The sequence below is a fragment of the Mycobacterium sp. IDR2000157661 genome (assembly GCF_022317005.1).
GTDB lineage: Bacteria > Actinomycetota > Actinomycetes > Mycobacteriales > Mycobacteriaceae > Mycobacterium.
The window spans coordinates 4,758,484-4,774,362 of record NZ_CP081006.1; the positions used below are offsets into that span (position 1 = coordinate 4,758,484).

Sequence of the window (15,879 nt, forward strand, 5' to 3'; positions counted from 1 at the left end):
CGGGTTGAGTAAGCCGCCCACCGGAAGTCGTTGCGCGCATGTCGAACCGCAGCGAGAACATCAGCGCCGCATCCGGCGCAGGGTGGTCACGCCGACAGACTCTAACCTAAAGTTTGTTCTCATGTAATAGTGCTTGCTATTCTTTAGTCGACATCCAGATCGCTCGAGGAGGCACGATGGCGGACAAGCATCGAGTGGTCGTCTGGTCCACCGGCGGCATCGGATCGATCGCGATCCGGACCATCGACCAGCGCCCGAACCTGGAACTCGTCGGAGTGTGGGTGCACTCACCGGAGAAAGCGGGCAGGGACGCAGGCGAACTCGCCAACGGTGAGCCGATTGGCCTGCCGACCACCGCCGATGCCGACGCATTGATCGCCCTCAAACCGGACTGCGTGGTCTACGCGGCCAGCGGTCCCGAGCGCGACGCCCTGGCGATCCCCGACTACGTCAGATTGCTCAGCGCGGGCATCAATGTCGTCACGACCAGCACGACGCGGCTGGTCAATCCCCATGCATACGAACCCGTCGAATGGCGCGACCAGATCGCCGGCGCCGCCGAGGAGGGGCAGGCCACCCTCTACGCCTCGGGCATCGAACCGGGTTTCGCCGCCGACTACCTGCCATTGGTGCTCAGCACGCAGTCGTCGCAGATCGAGAAGATCCACGCCTATGAGATCGGTCTCTACGACGACTACGGCGTGCCCGACATCATGGGCGACGCACTGGGTTTCGGCAGGCCGCTGGACTACCAGCCCTGGATCGGCTTTCCCGGCGCGATCGCCGGCGAGTGGCAGGGGCAGATCCGGATGATCGCCGATGCGCTGGGCGTCGAGGTCCAGGAAGTGCGCGAGACATTCGACCGTGCGGTGACGGACCGAGCCTTGGACGTCGCGATGGGTACGGTCGAGGCGGGCACGTGCGGGGCGTTGCGGATGCAGGCCATCGGCGTCGTCGACGGCCGAGAGGCCATCGTCATCGAACACGTCACGCGGCTGGCGCCCGATGTCGCGCCGGACTGGCCGACGCTGCCCAACGCGCTCGGCTACCGTGTCGTGATCACCGGCGTACCCGACATCGACTGCACCATGGATGCGACAGTGCGCGACCGCAAGAAGGCAGCCATCGAGCAGATGACCTCTGGTGCGGGCGCCATGGTGGTGACCGCGATGCGCGTCGTCAACGCGATCCCGTACGTCGTGGATGCCCAACCCGGCCTGGTCAGTTCGGTCGACCTACCGCTGACCATCCCGACACACGCCTTCCACCCATCCGGGTCGGCCTGAACGGCGTCTCGAGTCGCTATTCGGGGAGCCGCAGTTCGGGCTTCTCGACCTCTTCGATGTTCACGTCTTTGAAGGTGATGACTCGGACTTGTTTGACGAAGCGGGCCGGCCGGTACATGTCCCACACCCAGGCGTCGGCGAGCCGCAGCTCGAAGTAAACCTCGCCCTCGGAGTTGCGCGGCACTACCTCCACGCTGTTGGCCAGATAGAACCGGCGCTCGGTTTCCACGACGTAGCTGAACTGGCCGACGATGTCCTTGTATTCGCGGTAGAGCGAGAGCTCCATCTCGGTTTCGTACTTCTCGAGATCTTCGGCACTCATCGGCTCATTCGTCCTTCACGTTGGTTCCGCCCCATTGTCCCCTACCCCACTTCGCCACGCTGATCCGGTGCTCCCCCGCTGACCAACTCCGTCACCACCCGGACACCACCCGCGGTGGCCACCCGCCGCACGTTGATGAATGAGTACCGGTGCTCGCTACACGGTCCGAATTGCCGCAGCGCCGCACTGTGTGCAGGAGTGCTGTATCCCTTGTGGTCGGCGAACCCGTAACCGGGGTGCTCGGCCTCCATCTTGACCATCAACCGGTCCCGGCTGACCTTGGCCAGCACGCTGGCCGCTGCGATACACGCCGCGGCCGCGTCTCCACCGACCACCGGGAGGGACGGTACCGCAAGCCCGGGCACCCGAAACCCGTCGGACAGCACGTACCCGGGCCGCACCGACAGCCCGGCCACCGCCCGACGCATGCCCTCGATGTTGGCCACGTGCACTCCCCGCCTGTCCACCTCGCCGGACGGGATGAACACGACGTGATAAGCCAGGGCGTAGCGACGGATCAACGGGTACAGCCGCTCGCGTTCGTTTTGGTTGAGCTTCTTCGAGTCGTCGAGCGCGGCCAGGCTCTCGAGCCGGTTGGGTCCGAGGACACATGCCGCGACCACGAGCGGTCCCGCGCATGCGCCGCGACCAACCTCGTCGACGCCGGCGACCGGACCGAGACCACTGCGATACAGCGCGGACTCCAGCGTGCGCAGACCCGAGGACTTGCGGATCACCGTGCGGGGAGGCCATGTCGCCGGCAAGAAGAACTCTCCTACAGGGGTCTGGCTGGCTGTCAGGTCTGCGGATTCGGGCTGCTGATGCCACCCCACCGCGACGGCGGCCAGGCGATGAACCGTGCCTTACCGATGACATTGTCCACCGGGATCGTGCCGGCCACGGGATCGCCCGTGCATAACAAACCTTTCTGCGCGTCGGCGGGCGAATTGGTGCAGTGTGCGCGCGAATCGGCCGAGTGGGTGCGGTTGTCGCCCATCACCCAGAGCCTGTCCTCGGGCACCGTGACCGGCCCGAACTCGTTGCCGAGGCAGGGATAGATCGCGGGGTCCACGCGCATGGTGTCGGCGTCGAGATACGGCTCGTCGAGGCGCTTGCCGTCAACCGTCAAACCCGTGCCGGCTCGGCATTCGACGGTCTGGCCGCCGACCGCGATCACGCGTTTGACGAGGTCGTTCTGGTCGGGCGGTACGAAGCCGATGAACGACAACGCGTCCTGCACCCAGCGCACCGCCGGGTTGTCCGAGCGGATCGAGCGGTAGTTGATGCTCCAGTTCGGCGGACCCTTGAACACGACCACGTCGCCAGGTTCGGGCTCGGAGAAGTCGTAGGTGAGCTTGTCGACCATGATCCGGTCACCAGTGCAGCCCGGACAGCCGTGCAGCGTGGGTTCCATCGACTCGGACGGAATGAGGTACGGACGGGCCACGAACGTCAACATGACGTAGTAGAGCACCAGGGCGATCGACACCAGGATCGCGAACTCGCGCAGCGCGCCGCCCTTTTTCTTGGGTTCGTCGGCTGTCTTGCCGGCTGTCTCGTCCGCCGCCTTCGGATCGTCGTCCGTGGCCTGTTCGGCTGCCGACTCGTCGGGTGCGGTGGATCCGGTCACCGCATCAGGGTAGCCAGCACGCTCGTCGCCACCGGACGGGAAGGTCAGCGCTTCTCCTTGATCTTGGCCTTCTTGCCACGCAGTTCACGCAGGTAGTACAACTTGGCGCGCCGCACGTCACCGCGGGTGACGACGTCGATGTGGTCGATGTTGGGCGAGTGCACCGGGAAGGTCCGCTCGACACCGACGCCGTAGCTCTCCTTGCGCACCGTGAACGTCTCCCGCACTCCACCACCCTGGCGACGCAGCACCACACCCTTGAAGACCTGGATGCGTTCCTTGGAGCCCTCGATGACCTTGACGTGCACATTGACCGTGTCGCCGGCCCCGAAAGTCGGGATGTCGTCGCGAAGCGACGTCTGGTCGACGAAGTCCAGCGTGTTCATCGGTGACACTTCCTTGCGGTTGGTGGCTGCGGCCTGCCGTCATTGTGGACGCCACGACATGGGACTGCCGAGCCGAGCTGTTGGGGCTTATCGGGATCATCTCGCAGCGGGCGGGGATAGCCGGACCGGAGTCCTGCGCGAGACAACTGCTCAATTGTGCCAGACGGGCCGTGGTCCAGGGAAATCGCACCGGCCCGCTTCGCGACGATTTGTAAGCTTACCTAAGCAGGCGGTCCGGGTATTCCAGCGATTAGGCTGGAAACCGGGCCGGAGCAACGCGGCAGGCCCCGATTTCTGCGATTTGTGCGACGTTCGAGGAGGGGTCATGCGACGGCGGCCGACAAGGCTGGTCACAGCTGCCGCGATCATCGCCATCGCGGTTCCGGTCGCGGTCGGATGCGAGGCCCATGTGCACGGCAAGCCGCCCGACCCGGCCGCAAGTCCGCTGACCGTCGTCGTGCCGCAGGGCACCATGGCTCCCGTGCCGGAGGCGCCGCCCGACGAGCCCTCCGCATCGTTCAGCGGCCTCGACGAACGCGTCCGCCAAGCCACCGCGGACGCCGCCAAGGCCGGCGCCGACATCACCGTCACGATCCTCGACCGCAACACCGGCCAAGTCGTCGCCCACGGCAGAAACGACGCGATGCCCATCGCGTCGGTGGTCAAACTGTTCATCGCCGACGACCTGCTGCTGCAGGAATCCCGCGGGCAGGCCCGGCTGTCCCCCGAGGACCGCCGGTCCCTCGACGCCATGTTGCGCTCCTCCGACGACAGCGCGGCCGAGGTGTTCTGGAACCGCAGCGGCGGCAGCGAGATCGTGGCGCGGGTGAAGGCACGGTATGGACTGGGTGCGACGTCTCTGCCCTTCGACGGCCGCTGGTACACCACCCTGAGCACGCCCGGGGACATGGTCCGGTATTACGAGAAGTTGTTGTCCGGCACAGGCGGGCTGCCGCAGGACAAAGCGGAGATCATTCTGTCCAACCTGGCGAAGTCGACGCCGACCGCCCCGGACGGCACCGTGCCCGGCGGCGTCTACCCCCAGCGGTTCGGCATCCCCGACGGACTTCCCGCGGCGCCGGTGGCGGTCAAGCAGGGCTGGTTCTGCTGCTGGAACGGCGGCAACTGGGTGCACCTGTCCACCGGTGTGATCGGCCCGGATCGCCGATACGTGATGGCGATCGGTTCCCTGCAGGCCACCGACGACGTCACCGCCCGCAACACGATCACCCAGGCCGTCAGGACCATGTTCCCCAGCGGCCGGATCTGACGGGTCGCCTCAGTCGAGCAGATCCGGCCGACGCTCGCGGGTACGGTGCAGTCCTTGTTCCCGGCGCCACGCCGCGACCTTCGCGTGGTCGCCGGACAGCAGGATCTCGGGCACATCGAGGCCGCGCCAGCTCGGCGGCCGGGTGTAGCTCGGCGCCTCGAGAAGACCCTGGTTCTGCTCGGAGTGTGAATCGTCGCGGTGTGAAGCGGGATTGCCGAGCACGCCGGGTAGCAACCGCACCACGGCCTCGATCATCACGACCGCCGCCGACTCGCCGCCGGGCAGCACGTAGTCACCGATCGACACCTCGGCCACCCGCATCCGCCGGGCGGCGTCGTCGACGACACGCTGGTCGATGCCCTCGTAGCGGCCGCAGGCGAACACCAGGTGTGCCTCATGGCTCCACGCCTGCGCGTCGGCCTGCGTGAACAATCGTCCCGCCGGCGTCGGCACCACCAGAAGTGTCTCTGCAGAGCAGACCTCGTCGAGTGCCTCGCCCCACACCGGGGCTTTCATCACCATGCCGGGCCCACCGCCGTACGGGGCGTCGTCGACCGACCGGTGCACGTCGTGGGTCCAGCGCCGCAGATCGTGGACCGCCAGTTGCACGATGCCCGAGTCGATGGCCTTGCCCGGCAACGACTGTCGCAACGGATCCAGACATGCGGGAAAGATCGTCACCACGTCTATGCGGAGGTCGGTGCGCATGATTCAGAGCTCCAGCAGACCGTCCGGCGGGTCGATCTCGACGAGTTGATCGTCGAGCGACACCGACGTGACGATCGCGCTGACGAACGGCACCAGCACCTCGCGATCGCCGCTGCGGACGGCGAGCAACTCGCCCGCCGCGGTGTGCAACACCTCAGCGACGGTGCCGACGTCGGCGCCGCCGGTGGTGCGAACCCGCAGCCCTTCGAGTTGATGGTCGTAGTACTCGTCGGGGTCGTCGATCGGCGGCAGGTCCTGCGAGTCGACCACGAACACGGTGCCGCGCAGCGAATCGGCGCCGTTGCGGTTGGCCACCCCGGCGAACCGCACCAGCAGCCGTCCGCTGTGCTCACGCACCGATTCGACGGTGTACGGGCGCTCCGAGGAGTCCTTGGCACGCCTGCCGCGCAGCGTGGCTCCGGGCGCGAAGCGGTCGTCGGGGTCGTCGGTGCGAACCTCGACGACCACCTCGCCGGCGATGCCGTGCGCCCTGACGACCCGCCCGACAACGAGGTCCATCGTCTACTGGTCGGTGTCCACCACGTCGACGCGGATGCCGCGACCACCGATTCCCGCGACCAGCGTGCGCAGCGCGGTCGCGGTGCGACCTCCGCGACCGATCACCTTACCGAGGTCATCGGGGTGCACATGCACCTCGACGGTGCGCCCGCGACGGCTGGTCACCATGTCGACACGGACATCGTCGGGGTTGTCGACGATTCCGCGGACCAGATGCTCGACGGCGTCGACGACGACAGAGCTCACGGCCTCCCTCAGCTTTCAGTGGCGCCGGCGACGGTGGCGTCCTCGCCCTCGGCTGGCGGTTCGGACTGGTCCTTGGCGGGCGCCGGATCGGCGGTCGCCTCGGCCGCGACGGCGTTGCGGTCCGACTCGTCGGAGACCTTCTCGGCCGCCTTCTTGGCTGCGGGGGCCTTTTTCTTCTTCGGCTGGGTCGCCTCGGTGGCCGGGCCGCCTTCGGCGTCGGCCAGTGCGGCGTTGAACCGGTCCAGCTTGCTGAGCTTGGGCTCCTTGACCTTCAGCGTGCCCTCTGCACCGGGCAGGCCCTTGAACTTCTGCCAGTCACCGGTGATCTTCAGTAGCTGCAGAACGGGTTCGGTGGGCTGAGCGCCGACGCCGAGCCAGTACTGGGCGCGCTCCGAGTCGATCTCGATGAGGCTCGGGTCTTCCTTCGGGTGGTACCGGCCGATGATCTCGATGGCGCGGCCGTCGCGGCGGGTGCGCGCGTCGGCGACGGCGATGCGGTACTGGGGATTGCGGATCTTGCCGAGCCGCGTGAGCTTGATCTTGACAGCCATGGTTGAGCTAGTTCTCCTGAGGTTGCCACGCTGCAATTCAGCGGTCGCGGCGGGATGCCTCGACCCGGTTTTGCCTTACGTGTGTGACCGCCGCGGGGCCGTGGTCCTGCGGCAGACAGCCGCCCATTGTGCCAGAACAGCCACTTCCGGGAGAAATCCGCTCGACGGACGAGGCTCGCACGGTCGCGGCTCAGGTGAGCTTGTCGAAGCACTTCTCCTCGACCCGCTTGCTCATCCGCCATCCCTCGGCGGTGCGGACGAACTCGTCGACGTACCAGATCCCGACGAAGTAGATCTGTGCCCCTTTGTTCGGGTCGCCGCCCATCACCATGGGGTTGAAGCAGATGGCCCGCGACGCCGCGGTGTCGCCCGCGGGATCGTAGGAGATCCGGACGTCGACGTTGCCCAGCATGTGGTAGTAGGCAGGGAAGTTCGGCAACACCTCCTTCAGCCAGGTCTTGACCTGCGGAAAAAAGCCGTCGATTCCGCCCGTGACGGTGTAGTCGATGTAGGCGTCCGGGGTGAACACCCGGTCGAGGTCGTCGAACCGCTTCTGGTCGATCGCCGTCGAGTAGTCGATCAACAACTGCTGGATCTCCAGGCGGTCCGAAATCTCCTCCAGGCTCAACATGGCTCGATTGAACACGACTAGGCTGCCTCCTCATGCGCAAGCTGTTCATCTGCATGGTGGCCGCCGTCGCACTGGTGGCCGGAGGGACCGCCACCGCGACCGCCGCGCCGCTGGACATCAGCCAGCCGTCGGGTTCGTTGCCGATCCCCGCTGGTCCCGCCCAGGCGTGGATCGTGGCCGACATGGACACCGGTGCGGTGCTCGCCGCCCGCGACGAGTACGGCCAGTACGCGCCCGCCAGCACCATCAAGGTGCTGCTGGCGCTCACCGTGCTCGACGAGTTACCGCTGGACATGACCGTCGTCGCCGACGAGGCCGACACGCAGGTCGAGTGCAACTGCGCCGGGGTGACACCGGGAATGGTGTACACCACCCGCCAACTCCTCGAGGCGATCCTGTTGGTGTCGGGCAACGACGCGGCCAACACGCTGGCCACCATGCTCGGCGGCCGCGAGGTCGCGGTGACGAAGATGAACGCCAAGGCCGCCCTGATCGGGGCGTACGGCACCAACGTCGCGTCGCCGTCGGGACTCGACGGCCCGGGCATCGACATGTGGTCCTCGCCGCACGACCTGGCGGTGATCTTCCGGGCCGCGATGGCCAACCCGGTGTTCGCCGCCATCACCGCCCAGCCGAGCGCGGTGTTCCCCACCAAGAGCGGGGACAAGGTGCTGGTCAACCAGGACGAGCTGCTCAAGCGTTACCCCGGCACACTCGGCGGCAAGACTGGATTCACCGACCGTGCGCAGAAGACGTTCGTCGGCGGCGCCCAGCGCGACGGACGCCGCCTGGTCATCGCGTTGATGTTCGGCATGGACAAACCCGGCCAACCGACCTACTGGGATCAGGCGGAAAGCCTGCTCGACTGGGGCTTCGCGGTGAGTCCGGGCGCCAGCATCGGCACGCTCTAGACCAAACGGCGGCATCGGTAGAGTTGCGCAATCGCAATGCATCCGAGACCGCATCGGGGAACGTGACCGATACGCTCGGCGGTCATGCGAAAACCGCTGGCTGCGTTGGCCATCGCGCTGGTCCTTGCGGTGCCCCAAGCCATCGGCGTCGCTCCCCCCGCGCCCGCCCAGCCGGGGGGTGAACCGTCGGGCGCCGTCGCGCTGCCCGACGGACCCGCGAAGGCGTGGGTGCTCGCCGACCTCGACTCGGGACGAATACTGGCCTCGCGCAATCCCTATGAGCCGCACGCCCCCGCGAGCACCATCAAGGCGTTGTTGGCGATCGTGGTGCTCGACCACCTTCCGCTCAACGCGGTGATCGCGGCGCGCCCGGCCGCCGCCGATGTCGAATGCTCCTGCGCCGGAGTGACAGCCGGCCGCGCGTACACGGTGCGCCAACTGCTCGACGGTCTGATGCTGGTGTCCGGTAACGACGCGGCCAACGTGCTGGCCGACGGGCTCGGTGGTTACCAGGTGGCCGTCTCGAAGATGAACGCCAAGGCGGCGGCGCTGGGAGCGCGCAGCACCCGGGCCTCGTCGCCGTCAGGCCTGGACGGACCGGGAAAGGAGGCGTTCACCACGGCCAACGACCTCGCGCTGATCTACCGGGCGGCGCTGCGCTACCCGGCCTTCGCCGCGATCGTCGCCCAACCGTCGTCCCTGTTTCCCACCGATGACGGCCCGAAGACCATCACCAACCAGAACCAACTGCTGAAGCGCTACCCGGGCACACTCGTCGGCAAGACCGGCTACACCAACCTGGCCCGCAACACCTACGTCGCCGCGGCGCAGCGCAACGGCCGTCGGCTGGTGGTGGCGCAGTTGTACGGCACCGGCGACCTGTACGGCCAGGCGATCAATCTCTTCGACTGGGGCTTCAGCCAATAGGCCGTCCCCGGTACACCCGCCCCCGCAACACGACCAGGTCAGGATTATCGACGACGGCGGCCCCGAGGCGCGGATCCTCCGAATAGCAGACCAGGTCCGCGGACGCCCCGTGCTCGAGTCCCGGGCGGCCCAGCCACGCGCGGGCGTTCCAGCTGGCCGCTCCCAACGCGTCGATCGGGCTCATCCCGATGCCGGTCAACGCGTCGATCTCGTCGGCGATGCGTGCATGGGCCACCATGCTGCCCGCATCGGTGCCCGCGTAGATCGGCACGCCGGCCTCCCTGGCGGCGGCGATCCGCGCCGTACAGTTCCGGTGCAGGTCGCGCATGTGCCGCGAGTACTTCGGATACTTCGCGGCCGCGTCCGCGATGCCGGGGAAGTTGGCGACGTTGATCAACGTCGGGACCAGCGCGGTACCGTGCTCGACCATCAAGTCCACGGTGTCCTCGGTGAGCCCGGTGCCGTGCTCGATGCAGTCGATGCCCGCCTTGATCAGCCCGGGCAGCGCCTCCTCCCCGAACACGTGAGCCGTCACGCGCGCACCATTGTCGTGGGCGGCCTTGATCGCCTGCCGCAGCACATCGTCGGACCACAGCGGGGCTAGATCGCCTGCGTCGCGGTCGATCCAGTCGCCGACCAGTTTGACCCAACCGTCGCCGAAGCGGGCCTGCTCGGCCACCGCGTCCGGCAGCTGCGATTCGTCGTCGAGTTCGGCCGCGAACCCGCGCTGATACCGCTTGGGTCGGGCGAGATGGCGGCCCGCGCGGATGATTTCGGGCAGGTCGTCGCGGTCGGCAAGAGCGCGCGTGTCGATCGGAGATCCGCAGTCGCGCAGCAGCAGCGCACCGACGTCCCGCTCGGCCTCGGCCTGCGCGACGCAGTCATCGAGATCGTCGAGCGGACCGTGCTCGCCGAGTCCGACGTGACAGTGCGCGTCGACCAGACCGGGCACGACCCAGCCGTCGGCGCCGTCGGCACCGAACACCGTGTCAGCACCGCCGACGGGCTCCGAGCTGAGAACACCGTCGACGATCCACCACTGAACGGGCTCGCCGTCGGGCAGCCCGAGGCCACGGACATGAAGAGCCGGGTGGGGCACGCTACTTCTGACCCGGGAACTTCAGCTTCGACAGGTCGATGTCGGCGAGCCCGGGTGGCAGCTCGTCGAGGCCCTTGGGCATGTCAGACAGGTCGGGGAAACCCGGCGGCATGCCCGCCATCCCGGCGCCGAGCGGATTGCGCGTCTTCGGCGGCGTCGGTCCTCGCCCACCCTTCTTGCCCTTCTTCTTGTTCTTCGTGTTCTTGCGAGACGACTTGCGCCCGAACGGCATCCCCATCTGACCGGCCATCTGCGACATCATCTTGCGAGCCTCGAAGAACCGTTCGACGAGCTGGTTGACCTCACCGACCGTCACACCGGAGCCGTTGGCGATGCGCAACCGCCGTGAGCCGTTGATGATCTTCGGGTCGGCGCGCTCCTCGGGCGTCATGCCCCGGATGATGGCCTGAAGCCGGTCGAGTTGCCTGTCGTCGACGGCGGCCAGGGCGTCCTTCATCTGGCCCGCGCCCGGCAGCATGCCCAGCAGGTTGCCGATCGGACCCATCTTGCGGATGGCCAGCATCTGTTCGAGGAAGTCCTCGAGCGTCAGCTCGCCGCTGCCGATCTTGGCCGCGGCCTCCTCGGCCTTCTGCGCGTCGAAGACCTGCTCGGCCTGCTCGATGAGGGTGAGCACGTCGCCCATGCCAAGGATGCGGCCGGCCATCCGGTCGGGGTGGAAGACGTCGAAGTCCTCGAGTTTCTCGCCCGCGGACGCGAACAGGATCGGCACCCCGGTGATCTCGCGCACGGACAGCGCGGCGCCACCGCGGGCGTCGCCGTCGAGCTTGGTCAGCACCACGCCGGTGAACCCGACACCCTCGCGGAACGCCTCGGCCGTGGTGACGGCGTCCTGGCCGATCATCGCGTCCAAGACGAAGATGACCTCGTCGGGGCTGACGGCGTCGCGGATCGCGGCCGCCTGGCTCATCAGCTCGTCGTCGATGCCCAGCCGGCCGGCCGTGTCGACGATGACCACGTCGTAGTGCTTGCTCCTGGCCTCGGCCAGGCCGGCGGCCGCCACCGCGACGGGATCACCGGGGCCGGCGTCGGCCGATCCGGCGTCGGAGACGCCGGGGTGCGGCGCGAACACCGCGACGTCGGCGCGCTGACCGACGATCTGCAGCTGGGTGACCGCCCCCGGGCGCTGCAGATCGCAGGCCACCAAAAGCGGTGTATGACCTTGGCCGCGAAGCCATCTCGCCAGCTTGCCGGCCAGCGTCGTCTTGCCGGAGCCTTGCAGGCCGGCGAGCATGATCACCGTCGGCGGAGTCTTGGCGAAAGCCAGTTGGCGGGTCTCGCCGCCGAGGATCCCGATCAGCTCGTCGTTGACGATCTTGACGACCTGCTGAGCCGGGTTGAGCGCACCGGACACCTCGGCACCGCGGGCGCGCTCCTTGATCCGGTTGACGAACTCCCGCACGACGGGTAGCGACACGTCGGCTTCCAGCAACGCCAGCCGGATCTCCCGGGCGGTCGCGTCGATATCGGCGTCGGTCAACCGCCCCTTGCCGCGCAGCCCCTGCAGGGCGCCGGTCAACCGGTCGGACAGGGATTCAAACACGGCTGCCACATTACTGGCCTCGAACCGGGCTACACCTGCGCGGGCGCATCAGTGCGGCGTGGTCGCGGACCCGCCAGCCGCAAAACGCCAGGATAAGATACCGGTCAATGAACGGGCGGGTCGTGAGCCGTGCGCTCGAGCTGGGGGCGGTTGCCGAGCTTTTGGCGTCGGCCCGGATGAGTCCGTCCACTCTGATATTCGAGGGCGAGCCGGGTATCGGCAAGACAACAGTGTGGACCGCCGCACTGGAGTCGGCACGCCGAGGTGGCTTTCGGGTGCTGTCGACGCGCCCCGCCGCGGCGGAGTCGGTGCTGGCCTACTCCGCCATGGCCGACATGTTGTCCGGCGCCGAGCCCGCGGACTGGACAGATCTTCCTCTTCCGCAGCGGCTCGCACTCGACGCGGTGACGTTGCGCGCCAGTCCGAGCGACATCGCCACCGATCCCAGAGCCGTGGCCACCGGCTTCTTGTCGGTCGTGACCCGGCTGGCCACCGGCTCACCCGTGCTGCTGGCGATCGATGACCTGCAGTGGCTCGACTCATCGAGTTCGGCGGCGTTGGCGTTCGTCGCGCGGCGGCTCACCGGGTGCGTCGGTCTGCTGTTCACCCACCGCGCCGGTTCGGCCGGCGCCACCGTTGCAGGACAGATCGCGGTGGACGGGAGTCGTCACGTCCGACGTATCCGGTTGAGTCCGCTGGACCTCGCCGGCACCCGAGCGGTGGTCGCCCATAGTTCGGCTCGAGTGTTCCCGCGACCGACGATGGTGCGCATCCACGAGATCTCAGGCGGTAACCCCTTCTACGCGCTGGAGTTGGCGCGCGCCGTCGACGACGACCACGACGGTCAACTCGGGTTGCTGCCACCGACGCTGTCCGGACTGGTTCGGGCCAGGGTCGACGGGCTGTGTCCCGACGTCCGGGCAGTGCTACTGGCGGCGGCTTCGGCGTCGTCCCCGACGGTCGATGTGGTGGCGCGCGCTGTGCGCAGCAGCGCCGCACGCGTGACCTCGTTGGTCGAGTCGGCCGAGGCCAACAACCTCGTCGAAATCCGGGGTGCTGCACTGCGATTCACACATCCACTGCTCTGCTGGGGTGTCTACACCGACGCAGACCCGGCTGCGCGTCGGACCATGCATCGACGCCTGTCCGAGATCATCGACGACCCCGAACCACGCGCCCGTCATCTCGCGCTGGCCGCCACCGAGCCCGACGACCAGACCATCGAGGCACTGGACACCGCCGCTGAGTTGGCCCGCATCCGCGGAGCGCCTGCTGCGGCCGCCGAACTCATCGAGATGGCTGTTGCGCTGGGCGCCGATACGCCACAGCGCCGGATAGCGTTGGCCAGCAACAGTTTCACCGCCGGTGACAGCACAGCGGCACGCGCGCAACTCGAGGAGGTCGCCGCCGCGCCGGCCCCGGGTGCGCATCGCGCGCAGGCGTTGACTCTGCTCGCCGTGATCGAGCTGACCGACGGCAGCTGGGCAGCGGGCATCGACCGGCTGGTCCGGGCACTCGTCGAGGCGGGGGCCGACGCCGAACAGCGGGCGCGAATCCTGGTGCCGCTGGCGCTGGCTCAGCTCAACGCGGGCCAACTCGAGGCGGCGGCGCGCAGTATCGCCGACGCTGTCGGCGAGGCGACGACGCTCCACCAGGCGCAGCTGTCTAGCTCGGCGCTCAGCATGCAGGTGATCGTGAATTTTCTCCTCGGAGACGGTGTCGACGACGAGGCGCATGCGCGGGCGGTGTCGATCGAGCCGCACGACGTGCCGGTGTGGGTGCAGCTTCGCCCGACCGTACACCGTGCCTCGCTGCTGGCGTGGACCGGTCAGCACGACGCCGCGCACCACCTGTTTCGGGCCATCAGGAAGGATCTGATCGAGCGCGGCGAGGAGAGCGAGCTGATGTTCGTGGCGTTCCTCAGCGTCCTCAACGAAACGTGGCGCGGCGACTTCGCCAACGCCGGTTCGATCACCGCGGATGCGCTCGAGCGGGCCTCGCACCTCGACGGTTGGCTGCCGATGGGTGTGGCCCTGATGCTGCGGGCGCTGCTCGACGCGTACGCGGGCCGCGAAGCGGATGCGCGTCGACACATCGGGCAGGCCACCGAGGCGATCCGGCGCAGCGGTTCGACCTATCTGATCACCTGGTTGCACTCGACGGCGGGGTTTCTCGAGGTATCGCTCGGCCGTTTCGACGCAGCGCTCGACGTACTCGAACCCGTCCTGCGCAGGGTTGAACAGCACCCCCGCGGCACGGAGATCTTCGTCGCGTGGTTCCTTCCGGATGCCGTCGAGGCGCTGCTCCACACAGGGCGGCTGGACGACGCCGAAGCACTGGTCGAGATCCTCGAGGGCAACGGACGCCGCCTGAACCGCGAGTGGATGCTCACCGCGAGCGCACGGTGCCGCGCGATGCTGCTGGCCGCCCGAGGTGACGTCGACGCCGCCTCGGAGGCGGCCAATCGGGCGCTTACCGAACATGACCGACTGCCGATGCCGTTCGAACGGGCGCGAACCCTGTTGCTGTGGGGCCAGATTCAGCGTCGTCAGCGAGACAAAAACGCCGACGCCACCTTGCGGGAAGCGCTCCGCGTGTTCGACGAGCTCGGCACTGCGCTGTGGGCAGATCGCGCCCGAGCCGAATTGAACCGTCGCACTTCTGGTGTCGTGGCGGCTGCCGAGTTGACGCCGTCAGAGCGACGAGTCGCCGAACTGCTCGCGTCGGGCATGACGCGCCGGGAGGTCGCAGCGGCGCTGTTCATCAGTCCGAAGACGGTCGAAGCTCACCTCGCGCGCATCTACCGCAAGCTCGGCATCCGCTCGCGGGCCGAACTCGGCCGCTACATGGCCAATCCATAGGCGAACGCCCTATTCCTTGGGCGGTTCGGGCGAGCTAGCGTCGGGACTTCAGTGACGGTCGGGGACCCGTTGAGGAGGAACAATGCCAACCCGCGTTCTCCGAGCCGCCCCGTTGCCGTTGCGTCGCATACTGCCCGCGGCGATCATCGCAGTAGCGGCCACGCTCGCCAGCACTGCACTGGTCGACCCCGCAACCGCGAACGCCGAACTTGATGTCGGATACTACGACCAGTGCCTAGCCGACGTAAACCAAAGGTTCCGAGAAGGAGACATCCCCGTCGAGTTCGCTGAGAACGAGTACCGTTTCTGCTGTTACGCCGCAGGCGGTCGGTGGGAACCCGGAGAATTCTTCGGCGACTGTGCCGCCCCTCCCGCAATCGCAGCCAGCACCCCGTCCGCCCCGCCGTCCGAGGCCGCGCCCGACGTTCCTGCCGGCCCCCCGCCGACCAAGCCCGGACCGAAACCGTCAACGCCGAAGACGTCTCTCACGCTCGCGCCCCTTACGCCAGTCACGCCGGTTGGATGACCGCCATGCCTTTCCGTGTTACCTCGTTGACCGTGCGTCGCCTATTGCCCGCCGTCATGCTCGCGGCGGCGGCCACGCTCACGGGCAGCGCCGTCGGCGAAACTGCAGTAGCGTGCGCGTCGCCCGCTTGGAACCCGGGCAAGTTCAACGAGTGCTATGACCCCGTCAGCGACCAATTCCTCCATGGCGACATCACCGTCGAACAGCACGACAGTCTGCTCGAGGGATGCTGCCTGACTCACGGTGGCAACTACGATCCGTCGACACACCTCTGCACTGCGCCCGCCATCGCCGCGTCCAACACGCCGTCCGCACCGCCGTCAGAGGCGGCCAACCCCGACGTTCCCGCCGGACCGCCATCGCCGACGAAGCCCGCGCCGACGCCTGGCCCGAAGGCTCCGAAGACCACCTTCACACTGGCGCCGGTCGCACCCGTCGGCTGAGC

General features: G+C 67.8%; 17 protein-coding genes. 6 read left to right on the forward strand and 11 right to left on the reverse strand.

Annotation, left to right across the window (positions count from 1 at the left end; genetic code table 11):
* The first annotated feature begins 176 nt into the window (after window positions 1-176).
* Window positions 177-1,286 carry an NAD(P)H-dependent amine dehydrogenase family protein gene (locus tag K3G64_RS24395; RefSeq protein ID WP_238888088.1) on the forward strand — a complete coding sequence of 370 codons (1,110 nt, stop codon included), beginning with the start codon at window positions 177-179 and terminating at the stop codon, window positions 1,284-1,286.
* 16 nt (window positions 1,287-1,302) lie between these two features.
* Here the strand turns inward: K3G64_RS24395 and K3G64_RS24400 are convergent, their stop codons facing one another.
* The 4 genes from K3G64_RS24400 to rplS are packed head-to-tail and all read right to left on the reverse strand — an operon-like array spanning window position 1,303 to window position 3,624.
* Window positions 1,303-1,608, reverse strand: coding sequence for a DUF2469 domain-containing protein (locus K3G64_RS24400; protein ID WP_059099649.1), 306 nt, complete (start codon window positions 1,606-1,608; stop codon window positions 1,303-1,305).
* Between the two features lie 41 nt (window positions 1,609-1,649).
* Window positions 1,650-2,372: a ribonuclease HII gene (locus tag K3G64_RS24405; RefSeq protein WP_238888090.1), complete on the reverse strand. Its 723-nt coding sequence runs from the start codon at window positions 2,370-2,372 to the stop codon at window positions 1,650-1,652.
* A gap of 32 nt (window positions 2,373-2,404) precedes the next feature.
* Entirely contained in the window at window positions 2,405-3,238 is an 834-nt protein-coding gene (gene lepB / locus K3G64_RS24410; RefSeq protein WP_238888092.1) for a signal peptidase I, read from the reverse strand.
* Between the two features lie 44 nt (window positions 3,239-3,282).
* Complete coding sequence (rplS, locus tag K3G64_RS24415) at window positions 3,283-3,624, reverse strand: 50S ribosomal protein L19 (protein WP_238888093.1); 342 nt, start codon at window positions 3,622-3,624, stop codon at window positions 3,283-3,285.
* 325 nt (window positions 3,625-3,949) lie between these two features.
* Between rplS and K3G64_RS24420 the strand changes: the two genes are divergently transcribed.
* The gene (locus tag K3G64_RS24420) at window positions 3,950-4,894 is read left to right on the forward strand and encodes a class A beta-lactamase-related serine hydrolase (protein WP_238888100.1); all 945 of its coding nucleotides are present in this window, start codon (window positions 3,950-3,952) and stop codon (window positions 4,892-4,894) included.
* Window positions 4,895-4,903: 9 nt separating this feature from the next.
* Here the strand turns inward: K3G64_RS24420 and trmD are convergent, their stop codons facing one another.
* The 5 genes from trmD to K3G64_RS24445 form a co-directional block, all read right to left on the reverse strand.
* Entirely contained in the window at window positions 4,904-5,602 is a 699-nt protein-coding gene (gene trmD / locus K3G64_RS24425; protein ID WP_238888102.1) for a tRNA (guanosine(37)-N1)-methyltransferase TrmD, read from the reverse strand.
* 3 nt (window positions 5,603-5,605) lie between these two features.
* Window positions 5,606-6,121 carry a ribosome maturation factor RimM gene (gene rimM, locus K3G64_RS24430; protein WP_238888104.1) on the reverse strand — a complete coding sequence of 172 codons (516 nt, stop codon included), beginning with the start codon at window positions 6,119-6,121 and terminating at the stop codon, window positions 5,606-5,608.
* Between the two features lie 3 nt (window positions 6,122-6,124).
* Window positions 6,125-6,367, reverse strand: coding sequence for an RNA-binding protein (locus K3G64_RS24435; protein ID WP_003881089.1), 243 nt, complete (start codon window positions 6,365-6,367; stop codon window positions 6,125-6,127).
* A gap of 8 nt (window positions 6,368-6,375) precedes the next feature.
* Window positions 6,376-6,918 (reverse strand): 30S ribosomal protein S16, encoded by a 543-nt coding sequence (gene rpsP, locus K3G64_RS24440; RefSeq protein ID WP_238888105.1) that lies wholly within the window; start codon window positions 6,916-6,918, stop codon window positions 6,376-6,378.
* 190 nt (window positions 6,919-7,108) lie between these two features.
* Window positions 7,109-7,549 carry a nuclear transport factor 2 family protein gene (locus K3G64_RS24445; RefSeq protein WP_238950978.1) on the reverse strand — a complete coding sequence of 147 codons (441 nt, stop codon included), beginning with the start codon at window positions 7,547-7,549 and terminating at the stop codon, window positions 7,109-7,111.
* Window positions 7,550-7,581: 32 nt separating this feature from the next.
* On the opposite strand from K3G64_RS24445, the gene K3G64_RS24450 reads away from it, so the two are divergent.
* Together K3G64_RS24450 and K3G64_RS24455 are read left to right on the forward strand one after the other, a co-directional pair.
* Window positions 7,582-8,460, forward strand: a complete 879-nt coding sequence (locus K3G64_RS24450) for a D-alanyl-D-alanine carboxypeptidase family protein (RefSeq protein ID WP_305071268.1) — start codon at window positions 7,582-7,584, stop codon at window positions 8,458-8,460.
* An 84-nt stretch (window positions 8,461-8,544) separates the two neighbouring features.
* On the forward strand, window positions 8,545-9,387 hold the full coding sequence (locus K3G64_RS24455; RefSeq protein WP_238888107.1) for a D-alanyl-D-alanine carboxypeptidase family protein: 843 nt from the start codon (window positions 8,545-8,547) through the stop codon (window positions 9,385-9,387).
* Here K3G64_RS24455 and K3G64_RS24460 read toward each other — a convergent pair.
* Window positions 9,377-10,486 carry an amidohydrolase family protein gene (locus K3G64_RS24460; protein ID WP_238888109.1) on the reverse strand — a complete coding sequence of 370 codons (1,110 nt, stop codon included), beginning with the start codon at window positions 10,484-10,486 and terminating at the stop codon, window positions 9,377-9,379. The genes K3G64_RS24455 and K3G64_RS24460 overlap by 11 nt on opposite strands.
* A 1-nt stretch (window position 10,487) precedes the next feature.
* Window positions 10,488-12,047 carry a signal recognition particle protein gene (ffh, locus tag K3G64_RS24465; RefSeq protein ID WP_238888111.1) on the reverse strand — a complete coding sequence of 520 codons (1,560 nt, stop codon included), beginning with the start codon at window positions 12,045-12,047 and terminating at the stop codon, window positions 10,488-10,490.
* Window positions 12,048-12,169: 122 nt separating this feature from the next.
* On the opposite strand from ffh, the gene K3G64_RS24470 reads away from it, so the two are divergent.
* Together K3G64_RS24470 and K3G64_RS24475 are read left to right on the forward strand one after the other, a co-directional pair.
* Entirely contained in the window at window positions 12,170-14,908 is a 2,739-nt protein-coding gene (locus tag K3G64_RS24470; protein ID WP_370647035.1) for a helix-turn-helix transcriptional regulator, read from the forward strand.
* A gap of 531 nt (window positions 14,909-15,439) precedes the next feature.
* On the forward strand, window positions 15,440-15,877 hold the full coding sequence (locus K3G64_RS24475) for a hypothetical protein (RefSeq protein ID WP_238888115.1): 438 nt from the start codon (window positions 15,440-15,442) through the stop codon (window positions 15,875-15,877).
* Window positions 15,878-15,879: the final 2 nt, after the last annotated feature.

What these genes read in the sequence shown, in the direction of transcription:
- K3G64_RS24475 (WP_238888115.1), top strand. Translation starts at nt 15,440, where the DNA reads ATGCCTTTCCGTGTTACCTCGTTGACCGTGCGTCGCCTATTGCCCGCC.
- rplS (WP_238888093.1), bottom strand. Translation starts at nt 3,624, where the DNA reads ATGAACACGCTGGACTTCGTCGACCAGACGTCGCTTCGCGACGACATC.
- rpsP (WP_238888105.1), bottom strand. Translation starts at nt 6,918, where the DNA reads ATGGCTGTCAAGATCAAGCTCACGCGGCTCGGCAAGATCCGCAATCCC.
- K3G64_RS24455 (WP_238888107.1), top strand. Translation starts at nt 8,545, where the DNA reads ATGCGAAAACCGCTGGCTGCGTTGGCCATCGCGCTGGTCCTTGCGGTG.
- K3G64_RS24400 (WP_059099649.1), bottom strand. Translation starts at nt 1,608, where the DNA reads ATGAGTGCCGAAGATCTCGAGAAGTACGAAACCGAGATGGAGCTCTCG.
- trmD (WP_238888102.1), bottom strand. Translation starts at nt 5,602, where the DNA reads ATGCGCACCGACCTCCGCATAGACGTGGTGACGATCTTTCCCGCATGT.
- K3G64_RS24395 (WP_238888088.1), top strand. Translation starts at nt 177, where the DNA reads ATGGCGGACAAGCATCGAGTGGTCGTCTGGTCCACCGGCGGCATCGGA.
- rimM (WP_238888104.1), bottom strand. Translation starts at nt 6,121, where the DNA reads ATGGACCTCGTTGTCGGGCGGGTCGTCAGGGCGCACGGCATCGCCGGC.
- K3G64_RS24445 (WP_238950978.1), bottom strand. Translation starts at nt 7,549, where the DNA reads ATGTTGAGCCTGGAGGAGATTTCGGACCGCCTGGAGATCCAGCAGTTG.
- K3G64_RS24420 (WP_238888100.1), top strand. Translation starts at nt 3,950, where the DNA reads ATGCGACGGCGGCCGACAAGGCTGGTCACAGCTGCCGCGATCATCGCC.
- K3G64_RS24450 (WP_305071268.1), top strand. Translation starts at nt 7,582, where the DNA reads ATGCGCAAGCTGTTCATCTGCATGGTGGCCGCCGTCGCACTGGTGGCC.